Genomic DNA, 14,584 nt, shown 5'->3' with positions numbered 1-14,584 from the left:
TTCCGCAGTCGCAATTGATCTGGAGACTGGGATTTGACAGTTCACCCCGTTGAACAGTCCGGGCCACAGGCCGTGTTGCACAGGCAGACATTGCTGGACAGGATTTTCAACTGGATTCCGGTTCTGCTGCTCGCCTATCCGATGCTGATCAGCCCTTTCGTCCTGGTGTCCTCCGGCGGGTTGGATACCGCGGCAAACATCAGTGCTTCGAAATCCAACGCGCTGAACCAGCTCTTCTGGATCGGCCTGTTTGGGCTGCTGGTCGTGTCCGCGGGGCGGCGGCTGCTCAACGCGTTCACGGTGCTTAGAAGCCCGCTCATCTGGCTTCTATTTCTCTACCTGCTGCTCGCCGTTACAAGCGTGATGTGGTCTCATGCGCCCGGCATTGCATTTCGCCGTGTGGTTCTGCAGATCATTGTTGTGTTGAGTCTGGTGATTTCCGTCTCTTTTACCGATGACGCCCGCACCTTGCTCAGACGGCTCAGGCTGCTGATGAATACGGTCGTTCTGCTCAACGCGGTTGCTGTCGTCGTGCTCCCGCCGACGCCGATCGGGCACGCGGGCATCTATACCCAGAAGAACAATCTCGGTGCCGTGATGGCGCTGGCGCTGATGTTCAACCTCTACGGCTTTCTGATGTCGCGCGGACTGCTGAGGCGGTTCGGCATGTTGATCATCTCCGCCCTCGCCTTCGGCCTGCTCGTCCTCAGCCAGTCGAAAACGTCCCTCGGGCTGGCGGTTCTCATGCCGGCCATTGCCTATGTTGCGGTCGGCATGGCCTTTCTCTTCCGCATCAACGCCACGGTGCTGCTGATTTTCGGAGCCGTGACCGGGGCCGTTCTGCTGTCGTATCTATCTCTTCTCACAAGGTTCGGCTTTTCGGATCTGTCGCTGTTCCTGTTCAACGACGAGACTTACACGGGCCGGACCTTCATCTGGGCCTTCGTCCTGGACGTGATTTCGAGAGCCCCCTTGCTGGGCCAGGGCTATGCCTCGTTCTGGGCAACAGGCTCAGATTCAATTGCCTTTCGCGAGGCCCCGGGTTTCGTCATTTTGCTGATCCAGGCGCATAACGGTTATCTAGACGTCATGCTGGAACTCGGCATTGCCGGTATCTCGCTGTTGTTCCTTATTGTCCTGGCAGCTCTTTTCTCCGCGGCCCGGGTCGTTGCACTGGACACAAGGATCGCCTTTCTCTGCTATTCCCTCATGCTCTTCGTCATCTGTCACAACATGCTGGAAAGCAGCTGGTTCCGGTCGTTCTCCCTGAACTGGCTGATCTTTCTGCTTGCCGCCCTGCTCCCCCATGCGGTGATGCGGACCTGGAACAAGCAGTAGACCACCCGCTCCTGATCAAGCGAACAGCAGCCCTGCTCGCGTTATCCGGGCATCGTAGTTTCGTGGTAAATTAGCAGTTCACTAACCATAAGTGCTTACAAGCTGTAAGGTGCGTGCGCGCAAGGAGAAAAGGTGACTTTTGGTGGACCCCAGACAGGTAGAAAATCAGGTTTACGATAGAGCGTCGGTTCAAGGCCGCGATGCCATTGCCCTGGACGTCCTGTCCATTTTTCAGGTCCTGCGCCGCCGTATCTTTCTGATCGCCGCCATAGCTTTTGTCTTCGCCGCCCTGACGGCAGCCTTCTCGTTGACCATCACCCCGATCTTCAGGGCGTCTTCGCAAGTTATGTTCGACCCGACAGTGCGGCAGCCGTTTGACGATCCGAACCGCCCCTCCCGATCCGGACCAGGCTCGGAAGTGATCGACAGCCAGATTTCGGTCATTCATTCCGACACGGTGCTGCGTCCCGTCGCCCGTGAGAACAACCTGGCCGAAGACCCTTATTTCGGTGAGGGATCGCCGAGCCTCCTGAGCCAGTTCAAAAGCCTGATCTTCGGCAAGACCAAGAAAGACGCCGAGACGCTTGAAGCGCAGGAAACCGCGGCGGTCGGCGCCCTTGCCGATGCAACGATCGTCAAAAGGGTTGGCCAAACCTTTGTCATCAATATTTCAGCGGAATCGCCTTCTCCGGTTCAAGCTGCCGTTCTGGCGAATTCGATTGCCGAAAGCTACCTGTCCGACCAGAAACGGCAGATCGATCAGGCCTCGGAAGAAGCTGCTACCCAGATCGATGACCGGCTGGTCGATTTGCGAGATCGTTTGCGGCAGGCTGAAGAAGCAACCCAGAAGTTCCGTGCAGCCAACAAGCTTCAGAACTCCGACGAAGGCTCTCTGCTGACGGGTCAGGAACTGACCGGGCTGAACGCCAGGCTGATCGACGCCCGCGCGGCACTCGCCGAAGCGACCGCAAAATACGATGAGATCCAGCGGGTGCTGAAAAGCGGTGTCGATGCGGGATCCATCGGTGACGTCGTCAATTCGCCAACGATCTCCTCACTGCGGCAGCAATATGCGACCGCTGCACGCACGGAAGCCCAGTTGATGGCCGATCTGCTGCCGTCGCATCCGTCAGTGGTGCAGGCCAGATCCCAGCTTACTCGGCTGCGCAATCTCATTCGTGATGAAATCAAACGAATTGCAGATTCGACGCGCATCGATGTTCAGGTCAATCAGGAACGGGTTTCCAGGCTCGAGCAGCAACTCGACTCCACACGCAACCTCTCCGACGTCGATCAGGCCGCCTCGATCCAGCTACGTGAACTGGAAACGGAAGCACAGGCCACCCGGCAGCTTTACGAGATCGCACTGAGCCGGGCCAAGGAAATCTCGCAGCTCGACCAGGTGGTCCTTCCCAACGTCCGCATCATTTCTCCAGCGATCCCGCCGGAAAGCCCGGTCTACCCGAAACGCAAGCTCATGGTCATTCTGGCCGGCATTCTGGGTCTGCTCTTCGGCACGATAATCGCGGTTGCCGGCGAAGCGATCCGCATTGCCAAAAAACATCTGCTGCCTGACTTCATGCAGACCCCCGAGCCCGCAATGGCCGTGGCCGGCCCTGTGCAACCGATGGCGCCAGTCGTCACGCAGGTCGATGCCTCTTACGACGCTCGCCCCTCATCGGAGCTGCCCGTCTCCCGGACGAGAAGCAAGCGCACGCCGTCCAGGCTGTCGTCCAACCCGGATCCTGAGCTGAAGGTGATCAGCCAGTTACCCTGGCTGACAGAAACCGACGAAAACGGCAGCGTGCGTCCGCTCAGCTCCGACGCCATTTCTGCCGTGCAAGATGCGGTCGACCGGTATTATTCGGGCGAAAACGGACCCGGCTGGGCGTTCGGACAAGGTGTTGACGAGATCGTCTCGTCAATTCAGGACGCACCCGACCAAAATGGAACACGCATTGTGTTTCTCACCTCGCCGGCCCTAGGCCATGGCCAGACCATTGCCGCGCTCGCCCTTGCCCTGGCAGCGGCCCAGCGCGGATTGCGCGTGCTCCTCGCCGACGGTGAACCGAAACAACGGATGCTCAGCCATGATCTGAGCCTGGACGACATGGATGATCTCGGTGCGACACTGCGCGAGAGGGTCGTCAACTATGACGAACTCGATATCGCCTTCCTCTCGCTGGTTTCGGGATTGCCGAAGTACAAGCACCACCGGATGAACATTCGCGAAGCCTTCGATTTCGCCGATATCGCCCGCGACTATGACCTCGTGATCATCGACGGCGTCGCCCTGCCGCAGCTAGCCGAAGACGATCCGCTTGCCGGTCTTTCAACGCAGTTCCTTGTTACCGTTGCCGAGCGGGAAGAAGATCAGATCTCCATGCCGATCCTGTCTCGTGATCTGCTTACGATCGCAGAAGGCCGCCCCGCCGGCCTGGTGCGCACAATGACAGATACCCCGCCGCCCTCACGCCGCAAATACGCGTGACACAGGCAGGTTGGAGTGTCACTTAGGCAGGCTGGAGTGTCACTTAGTCAATTTCGACCCGGGCAGGTCCGCGATGAACGCTTTCAATATGGCGAACATCCGTTGGCGGGCGTCAACCGGTGTCAGGTTGTGATCGGCATCCGGTAGATCTTCGATCCTGATATTCGGATAGGGTTTCACACCACGCCGGTCCGGACCGAACCAGTTGTGCAGTTCCAGGAGACCTCTGTCATTGTCGCTATAGACAAGACAGATCGGAACACCCCGCTGCCTGAGATGCTTCAGACGGCTGGACAGCACCTTGAACAGTCGGTGATGCCGCGAAAGGTTTCCAAGAACCGGTGCCAATTTCCGGTCGGCCTTGAGCTTCGAAGCCCGCAACACCTTTTTCATGGCTGATACGAGATTGATATCTCCGGACACGACACGTTTGAAGGTGTTCAGGTCGACCGCCTTGCGCCCGTAACTGGAGAGTGTCTGGATCGGTTCGCGGATGGCCTTGTCCACATCCTCGTCCGGGTCCCACACCAGCTTGCGCGGATTGACCAGGAAGGCGGCGTCGACACGTTCGTCGTCAGAGGCTGCCAGAAGGGCGAGATAGGCACCGCTGCAACGGCCGAACAGGACGATATTATCCGCTCCGGTACGGTTCTTCACGAAATCGACTGCGGCCCTGACATCATCAAGCTGCTTGTCTGAATAAAGAACCTGGCTTGGCTGGTTCGGCCAATAGCCACTCTCGCCGATGCCTGCCAGATCCATGCGCAGGACCGCACAGCCGTTTTCCGCGAGAGACCTGGCAAAGCCGACCGACATCCGTGCCCAGCCGATGGAATGATCGTAGCCGGAATTCAGGATTACGACTGCGGTTTTCACCTCTTTGCCAAGAGGGGTTACCAGCACACCGAAAAACATGTCATCCGGTCCGAAGCGCAGTGCTTCCTCCACCACGTCCGGCAAAGGCTTCGACACGGCAGTCGCTTCAGCAGCAAGCGACTTCTGCAATTGTTCCGCGGGAAAATTGCATTTCACCCAGGCGACGATCCGCTCAAGCGTTTGAAGTGGCGGTACGGACAACGTCGGGTCGGACACATAGTCCGCATAGCCCTCAAACGGCAGCCTCTCGACTGTCAGACCTGTCTCGGCAAAATGGTCCGCCAGTTTCAGATCGCCCGGATGGTCCTTGCGTTCCACCAGCAAGGTTTTCAATCCGGAGGGCAGTTCTGTCTTGAAGAGATTGATCGATTTGATTTCGTCTGCTGTTGCTGCCGACAGAACGAACCCGCCAGCCATCAGCCCGCCCTTGGGGCCATCCGATGCACTGATCAGGAATGTTGGCTGCGTCATTGCGGTCCAGGCTGCCAGTTCGCGCAGATAAGCGCGGCCCTGAGCGACTGGTGCCAGAAGGATCTGGCCGGCAAACTCTCCGCTTTCGGCCAGAGTTGCAGCGAGACCAGCGCCGATCCCCTGCCCGATCACGACGACACGATCCGGTTGCGCCAACCGTCTGAGTTCGGCAAGCGCCCGTGTCACGGAATTCCGCCACGCGGACTTGTCGTCAAGATCCGCGCTGTCGCCATGCGAGTTTGCTGTCGCCGGATAATCGAAGCGCAGACACGGGTATCCCGCTGCGGCAAGTTTTTCGCCAAGTATCCTGTAGCTCTTGCGCGAGCACAGCTCTTCATATCCCCATGGGCTGAGGATCAGGATCGCAGTGCTTCCGCTGGCTGGATGAAAACAGCCGGCGAGACCATCGAACGCGATCGGCACGGCCACCGGAGACGTTCCGGCAATCGGTGAAGCAGTGGAGGTATCGAAACCTTGCTGGTTCATGTCAGAAGCTGGCTCCAGCTAATCGGAGGATTGCAGGCGGTCTATCACACATCCGGCGCATCTTGCGTCATTTTCCTAAGCCATTGTTTAATAATACGGCAGGAACTTTTCGTGCATGAATGGGTGTTGTTACATCCCTTTGGCTTTTCCAACCCGCTTCGGAGCCCGGCCTGAATGCAAACTGTTTCCGTCGCCATCGCCAGCATCGGCCGTGAAACCCTGCTCGACACGCTCCGTTCCCTGGCTGCGGTGACGTTACCCGCCGGTAGGGAACTGAAAGTGCTGGTAGCCGACGATTCCAAAACCGGCGCTGCAACGAAACTCGTCACCAGCCATCCGGTCAAGTCGCTGGACGTGACCTGTCTCGCCGTTGCAAGTGGCAATATCTCGACGGCCCGCAATGCTTTGCTGGATGCGGCAGACGGCGCTTGGCTTATTTTTGTCGATGACGACGAATGGGTGGAACCCGACTGGCTGGTGAAGCTCTTCGACTGCCAGAAAGAATTCAACGCGGATGTGGTGATCGGCCCGGTGAAGCCGCATTATCCCGACAATACGCCCGACTGGCTGCGCCGGGCAAACCCGCTCTATACGGACTGGGGACACCGGGGCAAAAGGCTGTATACCGGACGCGGTGGCAACACGCTGGTGCGGGTCGATTTTGTGCGCGCCCTGAAGCTGCGGTTCGATGAAGCCTATGGCCGCACAGGCGGCGAAGACACCATCTTCTTTGCCCAGGCCGCCGAACGCGGAGCGCGCATTTTTGCCGCCGACGATGCGATTGCCCATGAACACGTTCCGCAAGACCGTCTGTCGATGAATTTCATTCTCAGCCGGGCCGTCCGCGCGGGCCAGTCCTATGGCCAGATGCGCCTCGCCAGACATCCAGACCCTTTCTGGCATGTCTGTTTTGCATTCGGGGCGCTGGCGAAATGTGCGGTCACCGGATCGCTGGCACTTGCCTTCCGGCTCTTCGACAGGGCGCGCTCATTCCGGATGCGGCAAAAACTTTCGCTCAACATGGGAAAGCTGCGAGCCGTCTTCAGTCTGCCGCTGGCAGAACTCTACAAGAAGCCGAATTAACTCCACACCTAGATCCGGTACCGGCCGCGGCGGGCCAGGGCATACAGCGAACTTCTGAGTTTCTGCTTCATCGACAGCCTCGGAGCGATATCCGTATCGGGATCAAAGCTTGCTGTCGGCGACCAACGAGGACAAAACCAGGAGCCGCCAAAGGCCAAACCCGGGGTGCTGGTGTAAATGCGGCTGTACCCTGCATCTTTCAATCTATGGAGGACATTCTTGTCGAGGGCGCCAAAGGGAATGGCTGCTTCGGTGACGGGAAGACCAATCGTATCCTCGATTTTCTTGCGAGCGTCATACAGCTCCCGCTGAAATCCGGCTTCATCCAGCTTGCGCCAGTCGACGTGATCGTGACCATGGCTTCCGATGACCGATCCTGCTGCCACAATTTCGCGCATCTGGCCCGCACTCAGAAACCCGTCCGTATCAATCCGTCCGGCGAGTACAAAAAACCGGCCCTTGCGGCCAGCTTCAGTCAACGCGGGGAGACCAGTTTCAAAGTCCGACAGATTGCCGTCGTCAAAGGTGACTTCAATCGAGACGCCAAATTGCTGTTCAAGGTCCGAAAGACGGCTGATGGTGCGCCTGTAGGTTTCCGCCGGCACATAATAATTGCGCTCGGCCGGGGTAACAGGTACCGCAGGGTCACCAATGCCGTGGAATGTCAGAACCTGCGTATGTGCCAACATGTTTTGCCGCTCTTGTTTGAACCCGATGCCCATCCTTGGCTTGGACGGGATAAAAGGAACGTTAAAATTGGTTTTGTTTGAACCCGGAAAGCCCCTATTAACGACAAGGTCAGATTTGACACATAGACATGACCTGTCCCGTCATGGTGACACAATTACTGCTCTCCGCGGACCAAGGGCCTTTTTCTCGGGCTCCCGCTGTTCACAGACCATTGGCTAACGCCTCGAGGCCTCTTCGTGTCCCAGAACTCCAGTTCGGCCCTTGATAAGCTCAAAGCGCTCTACGGAAGGCTGCTTGCCCTGTCGCGTTTGCCGCTGGTTGCCAACACGATTTCCTACACGATCAATTTCGGTCTGCAGCTTGTCATTCAGCTTGCCTTTTTCCTGTTCATTTCGCGAGCACTCGGTCCGGAGGGATATGGTCTCTTCGTAACGATAACCAGCGTCTCCATCATGGCCGGGTTCGTGGTGGGCCTGGGCAGCGAATATCTGCTCCTTCAGCGTGTAGCGGTGGAGCCTCAATCCTTCGGCAAGTATCTGGGTCATTCCCTCATCATGATGGGTCTGACCTTTCCGTTCGTTCTGCCGGCAACGCTCGCCGTGCTTTATTTTCTCATCGGCAGTTCCGTTCCGCTGTCGACCATCGCGATCATTTCGCTGACGGATCTGCTGTTCACGAAACTCATTATCTTGTGCGCGCAATCCTACATGGCCTTCGACCTTGCCAGAAAGCAGATTGTCATCAACATCCTGGCAGCCTCGCTGAAGCTTGTGTTCCTTCTGATTGCCACCGTGTTGCCCGGCACTCTCACGCTGCATGAATGGGCCTGGTGGTTTTTCGTGTCTGGGCTGTTGTCGGCGCTTGTTTCGTGCTGGCTCGTGTTGCGCGATCTCGGCCGCCCGGTCTTCAAGCTGATCCGGGACGACATGAAACTCAGCCTGCTCTATTGCATTGAATTCCTGTCCATCGGCGGCATGAGAGACCTGGACAAGCCGGTGGTGGTTCACAATCTGGGGGCCGATGCTGGGGGCCAATACGCGGCCGGGTTCAGGATTATCGACGCGGCATCCGCTCCGGTCCGGGCGTTTCTTTATGCAACCTACACCCGTCATTTCCGGCAGGCGCAGGACGGTCAAGCAAGCAGCCTCGCATTCGGCATCAAGCTGCTGCCGGTCACGGTTTTCCTGGCCCTGCCCGTTGCCGCCTTCCTGCTGCTGGTCGCAGGTTTCCTCCCCCTTGTTCTGGGTGAGGATTTCGCCGAAACGCCGATTGTCGTGATGTGCCTTGCCTTTTATCCGCTGCTCATGGGGCTGTCCGGCGTCGGGGCGGACGTCCTGCGGGCAACCGGGCGTCAACGCGTTCGCATGGCACTGCTCATCGGCACCAGCCTCCTGCTGATCCCTGTCGTTACCCTCGGCAGCACGATAGGCGGCCTCGCCGGGGCGGCGCTTTTCCGTTTCGCGGTTCAGATCGCTCTGACCATCGGAACATGGTTCTTCATCTTATGGGCAAAGACACCGGCAGTGCCAGACGACGCGGGTAAATAGGCAATAGCATCCCGCGTGGCCTCAAAAGGCGGTCCGACCTGCGAAATTCAACGCACCCAGGTGCCCCTTTGGCACTGTCTCACCGTCATCGCGGAGGTCGGATTCTATCTGTCTCAACCGAACCCGCCTCGTTTCGCCCGGCGCCAGATGAAACCAGTTGTCTTCAGGTTCAAACCCTGGGACGTCAACTGCGACCGATTGCAGGAACCGCTTGGCGGCAATCATCAGCGACCAGTTACCGGCCTCGTCCTTGAGAACGTTTGCCTCGGGTGCATCGAAATGACGGTTATGCCCCCGGCCAAGCGGGAAGTGATGCGCTTCGGAGATCGGTTCACCGGTTTGCGCATCACAAAGGCGCACCACGGTTACATCGTGCGATGGGGGGCCGAAGCGGTAGGCGTAGGTAACGTCAAAGAACGCTCCGATCAGATCGACCGCATTGAGCGTCTGCGCGCTGCGGGGCGCCAGAACAAGATCCATCTCTCCTGAAACCACCGGCACCTGGCCGTCCCTCAGGCAGGCGATACTGATCTTGACGGGTTGTTCCCGCCCCCGTTCGTTGATCACATGGATGGCCAGACCGTTGGTCCTCTCGTCACTCACACACGCCAGAACCGGCTGGAAGGAACGCTTGAGCGCATACCAGACGGGCTTGGGCCGTCCCAACGCATCAATCAGTCCCCATCCCGCCCCGACTGTCAGGTCGGACAAGGTCCAGACCAGAGCGCCCTGACAGTTGGACGCAGGCCGTCGCCATTCAGCATATGTTTCGCCCATGACCTCGCCGGTGACCGCGCGTCCGAGATCGAGATATCTGTCCGGGTCGCCATAGCGCAGGCTGGCAGGCTCGACGCCGTAAAGCAGCTTCAGATAGTGGTCGCGGACATCCTCGAAATCCCAGCCGGCACCGCGGTCGCGCGGCACCCGCGCCTTCCAGCGCGGATCATGACCGGGTTTCGCCGCCAAGCCTTCCTCCAGGCTCTGCTGAACGGGAACGTTGGAAAAGGCAAGACATTCCCCTGCAAAGCGGACATCGGCTCGCCTGGCGTCTTCCAGCGGCCTCAAATAGGCCCCGACGCCGTAATAATGCGCAATGCCTTCGTTGGGAGAAAACGGCAGCACCCCGCCGCAGGGCGAATTTGCCGCGTAGGGAACGTCCGGCCGCAGCGCTGCGGCCATCGCCGGCAGGATCTCCTCGCACAGCGGCCCCTTCCAGCGTTCTTCGGGAAGCCCCATCATGGCGCCCTGCTGGTAGATCTCGCTGCCACCGCACAAAACGGCAAGCGACGGGCAGCCCATGCTTTCCGTCAGTTGATCGCGCAGTTCCGCGTCAACTTCCTCAACGAAGGCACTGTCCTTTACGGGATAATCATAATTGGCGAACTGAAAGTCCTGCCAAACCAGCAGGCCAAGTTCGTCGCAGAGCTCAAAGAAGGCACGGCTCTCGTAAAGCATCGTACCGCCGACGCGCAGCATGTTCATGCCCGCGTCCCGCGCCTTTTCCAACAGTGGACGATAGGCCTCGCGGCTGGACGGAAGGTTCAACAGGTCCGCATTGGTCCAGACAGCTCCCCGACAGAAGACGGGGTCGCCGTTGATCTTCAGGCCAAAACCACGTCCGTCAGTGCCGTGGTCTGCCTCAATCCGGCGAAAGCCTGTCTTGCCGAGCGCAAAAGTGTGATCCGCGCATTCAACCGCCATGTCGTAGAGCGCAGGGTCGCCATGCGTATGCGGCATCCAGGGGGTTATGCCCTCAGGGCGGAGTGTTGCCGCATAGGAGCCATCGTCCTGACGGGACATCTTCGCCGTTGCTCCGGCGCAGATCAGCGCAGGCTCGGCCGCCACGTTTTCAAGCCTAACCGCAACCGACAGCGTGGCGCTGCCATCCGGTGCCAGATCTGCCTGAATGCGCTTTTCAACGAGGCGCGGTGCTGCTTCACGCTCCAGCCGGATCGGGCGGTATGGGCCGACAGCGTGGATTTCCGGGCACCAGCCGGGCATATGGCCAAGCAGCGTGGTCCGCACCAACCTCAGGCCCTGGCTGGTTGCCAGCTGCGGTTTCCAGCGGGCCCGCGGGCCCTTCGCGTTGAGATGCGGTTCAAGCGCACGAAAGCAGATTTTCAGAACGTTGCGGCCGGTCAGTTCAACCGGAAGGCTGTACTTGCGGAACATGTTCCGGCTGGACAAAACCTCGACGTCGTTCAGGAACACCTCGGCAATGGTTGCCAGCCCGTCCAGGCACAGGCGGTACTGCCCCGGCTCTGCGTCGAAACAGGCTTCGTACCAGACATCCTTGCCATGAAGCGGAACGGGGTTTTCCGGATCGTAGCGGCCAGCGTCCGCGAGAGAACCGGCAACGGTGCCGGGAACCTTCGCGGGGACACAATCCCGTTGATGGCCGGTTGCATGCGGCGTTTCGATAGCCCCCGGCTCCGTCAGTGACAGCGACCAGGTCCCTTCACCCAGGTCGATCATTCAAACCCCGGCAGCGCTGACGACGGGAGAAAAGCGTGTTTCCTCGTCGCCATAGTGAGCGTCGAGCAACCGCATCAGACTGTCCCACGCGTTGACCGCGGGCAGCAGGCCTTCATCCAGTCCCTGAAACTTCTTGCGCATGACCGCGCGCGCCAGCTTGAACTGCACCATCTTGCAGGTGGACGAAATGCTCTTGGCCATCTCAACACCCTCGGTGAGATCGGACCTTCCCTCCCTCACCAGCCAGTCAAGGTAGGACGAAAACAACTCGAAATTCGCCCCGAGCTGGCGCAGCGTGTTGAAGGCATAAAGGTGGAAGAAGCCGAACTCGCGTTCGCAGATCTTTTCGACCTGCGCCGGGAAGACTTCCGCAAAAGCGGCAATCGGGTTGTGTTCCGGTCGGCGCTTCAGGTGGTGGCGCAGCAGGCTTTCCGAAACATTCAGGATGTGAGCTGGCGTCGGCAGCGTGCCTGGAACCTTCACGAATTCCGTATAGGGCAGGAACGGTGTCGCCTTTTCATGTGCACCGCGCTGAAACACTCCGTCGAAATCGTCGCCCTCCAGCCGGTGCAGGCCCAGACCGTGGAAATACTCCATTGTCCTGGCTTCAAAATCCATCCAGTTGACCGCGATCGTGGTCTTGCCGTGGGCTTCGTGATAGCCGACACCGTGCGTATCGGGCAGGAAAAAGCTGTCGACCTCAACCAGCGAGAACCGGCCTCGTTCTATCTGCTGCTGAACATGGGATTCCACCCGGTCATAGATGGCCAGTTCGGTGACCTTGAGGCCATAGAGCGCTTCCAGATCTTCCAGTGGCACCTTGAAGAAGGTGAACTGGTCACCTTCAAAGTCCTGGGTCACCGAATAGGAAAGACAGGCCTCTGCCGGCAAGCCGAGCGACGGCAACACCTCGATCCAGACATCGAGATAGCAGTTGGTTTCGGGCCAGTCCCGGTCCTGGGAATGGAGCGGACTGCGCACGTAGGTTGCCGCATTTAAGCGGTCAAACACGGCTTGCGTCATGGTCTTCCCTTATCCCCAGAGCGCGGCACGGACGCCTTCAGGCCATTTGGACGTGTCGAAGCCGTGGTGGCGGAACAGCGCAAGCGCCAGACGCTCGAGACCGAAGCCGACACAGGCTGTGTGGGCGGGTGTGCCATCAGCCTGGCGGATGTTCCAGGCCTTGCCGAAATTGTCCATGTGGTAGTTGAAGCTCATGCACGCCGTCGGCTTTTCTTCCGAGGTGATGGGCACCAGCATTTCGAATTTCAGTTCCTGTTCACGCTGACCGGACGCCATGATCTTGCCGGCACGGCCGAAGAACGGATCATTGGCCACATCAACGTTATGCGGCAGTTGCAGACGTTCCATCATGTCCGAGCCGCGCTGTTTCCAGGTCTCGCGGAAATCCATGGTCTGGTCGGCAGAACCGACACGCACGTATTCGCGCTGGCGGAACATCTGCATGCGGGCCGGATCCTTGGAAGGCTCGTGGCGGAAGCAGTAGGACTGCAGGGCAACGTATGCGCCTTCCGCCGGCAACGGGCCACGGCGCGACAGGATGGGATAAAGCGGATAGCAGGCAGCCGGGGTCAGTGCGACCTGGGTTGGCTTCTGGTCCTTGGACCAGTCTTCACCCGCGGCCATGCATTGCAACAGGCCCATGTGGTCATGGTCGTTGCCGCAAAAGGCATGAACGGTTCCCGCCAGCTGCGGAAAGTTCTTCATGTAGCCGCTGGTTTCGAAATCCTGCATGGTCATTCCCGGCGGGAAAACCATCGCTTCGGAAATTTCGTCCTGTCCATAAGTGAGTGCAAATTTTTCGAAACGGGCAATAACGTCTTCAAATTCGCCGCTGCGGGCATAAAGGCCGTCGACGCCGCTGTCATGCAGGACGCCTTTTGAAAAGAGCTGATCTAGAAAAGAGACTTGCGCGTCCATCATTACCCCAAAAGACTGGTGTCTTGTTTGTTGACCAAGAGCATCGTGGACGTATTGCCCAGGATACGGTCGTTGGAAATCATCAGCTGCGCCGAATGCGCGTCGCGCAGGTGGCGACCGAGGCTGAATGGCGTTCCGTTCTTGTAACCGGCGATCCCGCAGATCAACATGCACTGGTTGATGATCGTCAGGATCGTCTGCGATGTGCCAATCTTCACGTTGTTCATGGCAACGGAGAAACTCATGGCATTCAGCGCATCGCTGTTGCCCTTGCAGCCTTCGAACTGCCTCAGGCCGGCAACGACATTGGCCTTGACCAGTTGCAGCAGGCTGGACGTTTCGGCCAGGCGCAGCGCGCCCGGAGGCACCTGTCCCGGAGACTTGCGTGCGGCGGCCTTGACGAAACTCTGTGCGCGCGCAACTGCGTCAGCGGCAATGCCGTACCAGAGCGCGCCCCACAGCAGGTGAGAGACCGCCAGCATGGATTGCGCCGCGATCTCCGCGAAGGGGCGCGGCAAGGTCTGCTCGGCCGGAGCTTCTGCCTTGAAAATATAACCGTCGGAACAGGTCCCCCGCATGCCGAGCGTGTCCCATTTGCTGGTTAGCTCAAGCGTGTACTGGTCTTTCAGGAAAATGGTCGCAATCTGATCGGAATGAGCTGCATCGGCGTTCCGGCGGGACGTCACCATGATGGCATCCGCATCGGCACCATAGGAAATTACAGTCGCGTCCTTGGTGAGACGAACAGTGTCGCCTTCAACTTCGGCTGCACAGATCGAATTGCGCAAGTTGCCACCGATCCCGGCCTCACTGGTCGCCGAAGCGATCAGGAGTTGTTCGCAGCAGATCCGCTTCTGGAAAGCTTCATGCCAGGCACTGCCAACGGCGTAATCCGCCAGACTGGCAATCTGGATCTGGTGCATTGCGTAAGTCATCGCTGTTGCTGAACAGGACTGTCCGAGGATCGCGCAGATGTCGGCAATCTCGGTGAGCGTTGCCCCTTCCCCGCCGAATTCCGGACGGATCATGACACCCATGAGCCGTTCCGCTTTCAAGGCATTCATGCCTTCCATGGGAAAACGGCCTTCCACATCAACCTTGTCGGCATATTCCGCGGCGACGCTGGCGGCACGTTTGGCGCGATCTGCCAACCCAATGGCAGTGATCTTGGCTGCGGCAGTCATGG

At 58.9% G+C, this 14,584-nt stretch carries 10 protein-coding genes; 4 read left to right on the top strand and 6 right to left on the bottom strand.

Annotated elements, in window-relative coordinates; translation table 11 throughout:
* Positions 1-33 precede the first annotated feature (33 nt).
* Together AC2A6O_RS18400 and AC2A6O_RS18395 are read left to right on the top strand one after the other, a co-directional pair.
* Entirely contained in the window at positions 34-1,338 is a 1,305-nt protein-coding gene (locus AC2A6O_RS18400) for an O-antigen ligase family protein (RefSeq protein ID WP_148584736.1), read from the top strand.
* 142 nt (positions 1,339-1,480) lie between these two features.
* On the top strand, positions 1,481-3,829 hold the full coding sequence (locus AC2A6O_RS18395; RefSeq protein ID WP_498929239.1) for a GumC family protein: 2,349 nt from the start codon (positions 1,481-1,483) through the stop codon (positions 3,827-3,829).
* Between the two features lie 39 nt (positions 3,830-3,868).
* On the opposite strand, the gene AC2A6O_RS18390 is transcribed toward AC2A6O_RS18395, so the two are convergent.
* Positions 3,869-5,662 (bottom strand): alpha/beta hydrolase, encoded by a 1,794-nt coding sequence (locus AC2A6O_RS18390; protein WP_498929237.1) that lies wholly within the window; start codon positions 5,660-5,662, stop codon positions 3,869-3,871.
* Between the two features lie 174 nt (positions 5,663-5,836).
* Between AC2A6O_RS18390 and AC2A6O_RS18385 the strand changes: the two genes are divergently transcribed.
* Positions 5,837-6,745 (top strand): glycosyltransferase family 2 protein, encoded by a 909-nt coding sequence (locus tag AC2A6O_RS18385; RefSeq protein WP_498929235.1) that lies wholly within the window; start codon positions 5,837-5,839, stop codon positions 6,743-6,745.
* Between the two features lie 8 nt (positions 6,746-6,753).
* On the opposite strand, the gene AC2A6O_RS18380 is transcribed toward AC2A6O_RS18385, so the two are convergent.
* A complete protein-coding gene (locus AC2A6O_RS18380; RefSeq protein WP_498929233.1) occupies positions 6,754-7,434 on the bottom strand; it encodes a polysaccharide deacetylase family protein in 681 nt (226 codons plus the stop codon).
* Between the two features lie 237 nt (positions 7,435-7,671).
* Here AC2A6O_RS18380 and AC2A6O_RS18375 point away from each other — a divergent pair, with 237 nt between their 5' ends.
* Positions 7,672-8,982 (top strand): lipopolysaccharide biosynthesis protein, encoded by a 1,311-nt coding sequence (locus AC2A6O_RS18375; protein ID WP_498929231.1) that lies wholly within the window; start codon positions 7,672-7,674, stop codon positions 8,980-8,982.
* A 21-nt stretch (positions 8,983-9,003) separates the two neighbouring features.
* Here AC2A6O_RS18375 and AC2A6O_RS18370 read toward each other — a convergent pair whose 3' ends face one another.
* From AC2A6O_RS18370 to AC2A6O_RS18355, 4 genes are read right to left on the bottom strand one after another with little or no spacing between them, the layout of a single operon-like run.
* Positions 9,004-11,457, bottom strand: coding sequence for a glycoside hydrolase family 2 protein (locus AC2A6O_RS18370; protein ID WP_498929229.1), 2,454 nt, complete (start codon positions 11,455-11,457; stop codon positions 9,004-9,006).
* The gene (locus AC2A6O_RS18365; protein WP_498929227.1) at positions 11,458-12,480 is read right to left on the bottom strand and encodes a DUF1839 family protein; all 1,023 of its coding nucleotides are present in this window, start codon (positions 12,478-12,480) and stop codon (positions 11,458-11,460) included. It abuts the gene before it with no gap.
* A 9-nt stretch (positions 12,481-12,489) separates the two neighbouring features.
* The gene (locus AC2A6O_RS18360; RefSeq protein ID WP_148584744.1) at positions 12,490-13,398 is read right to left on the bottom strand and encodes an amino acid--[acyl-carrier-protein] ligase; all 909 of its coding nucleotides are present in this window, start codon (positions 13,396-13,398) and stop codon (positions 12,490-12,492) included.
* A gap of 2 nt (positions 13,399-13,400) precedes the next feature.
* Complete coding sequence (locus AC2A6O_RS18355) at positions 13,401-14,582, bottom strand: acyl-CoA dehydrogenase family protein (RefSeq protein WP_498929225.1); 1,182 nt, start codon at positions 14,580-14,582, stop codon at positions 13,401-13,403.
* Between the last annotated feature and the right edge of the window lie 2 nt (positions 14,583-14,584).

This window comes from Labrenzia sp. ATLA3 (assembly GCF_057180185.1).
This window is presented reverse-complemented; position numbering and strand designations above follow the sequence as displayed.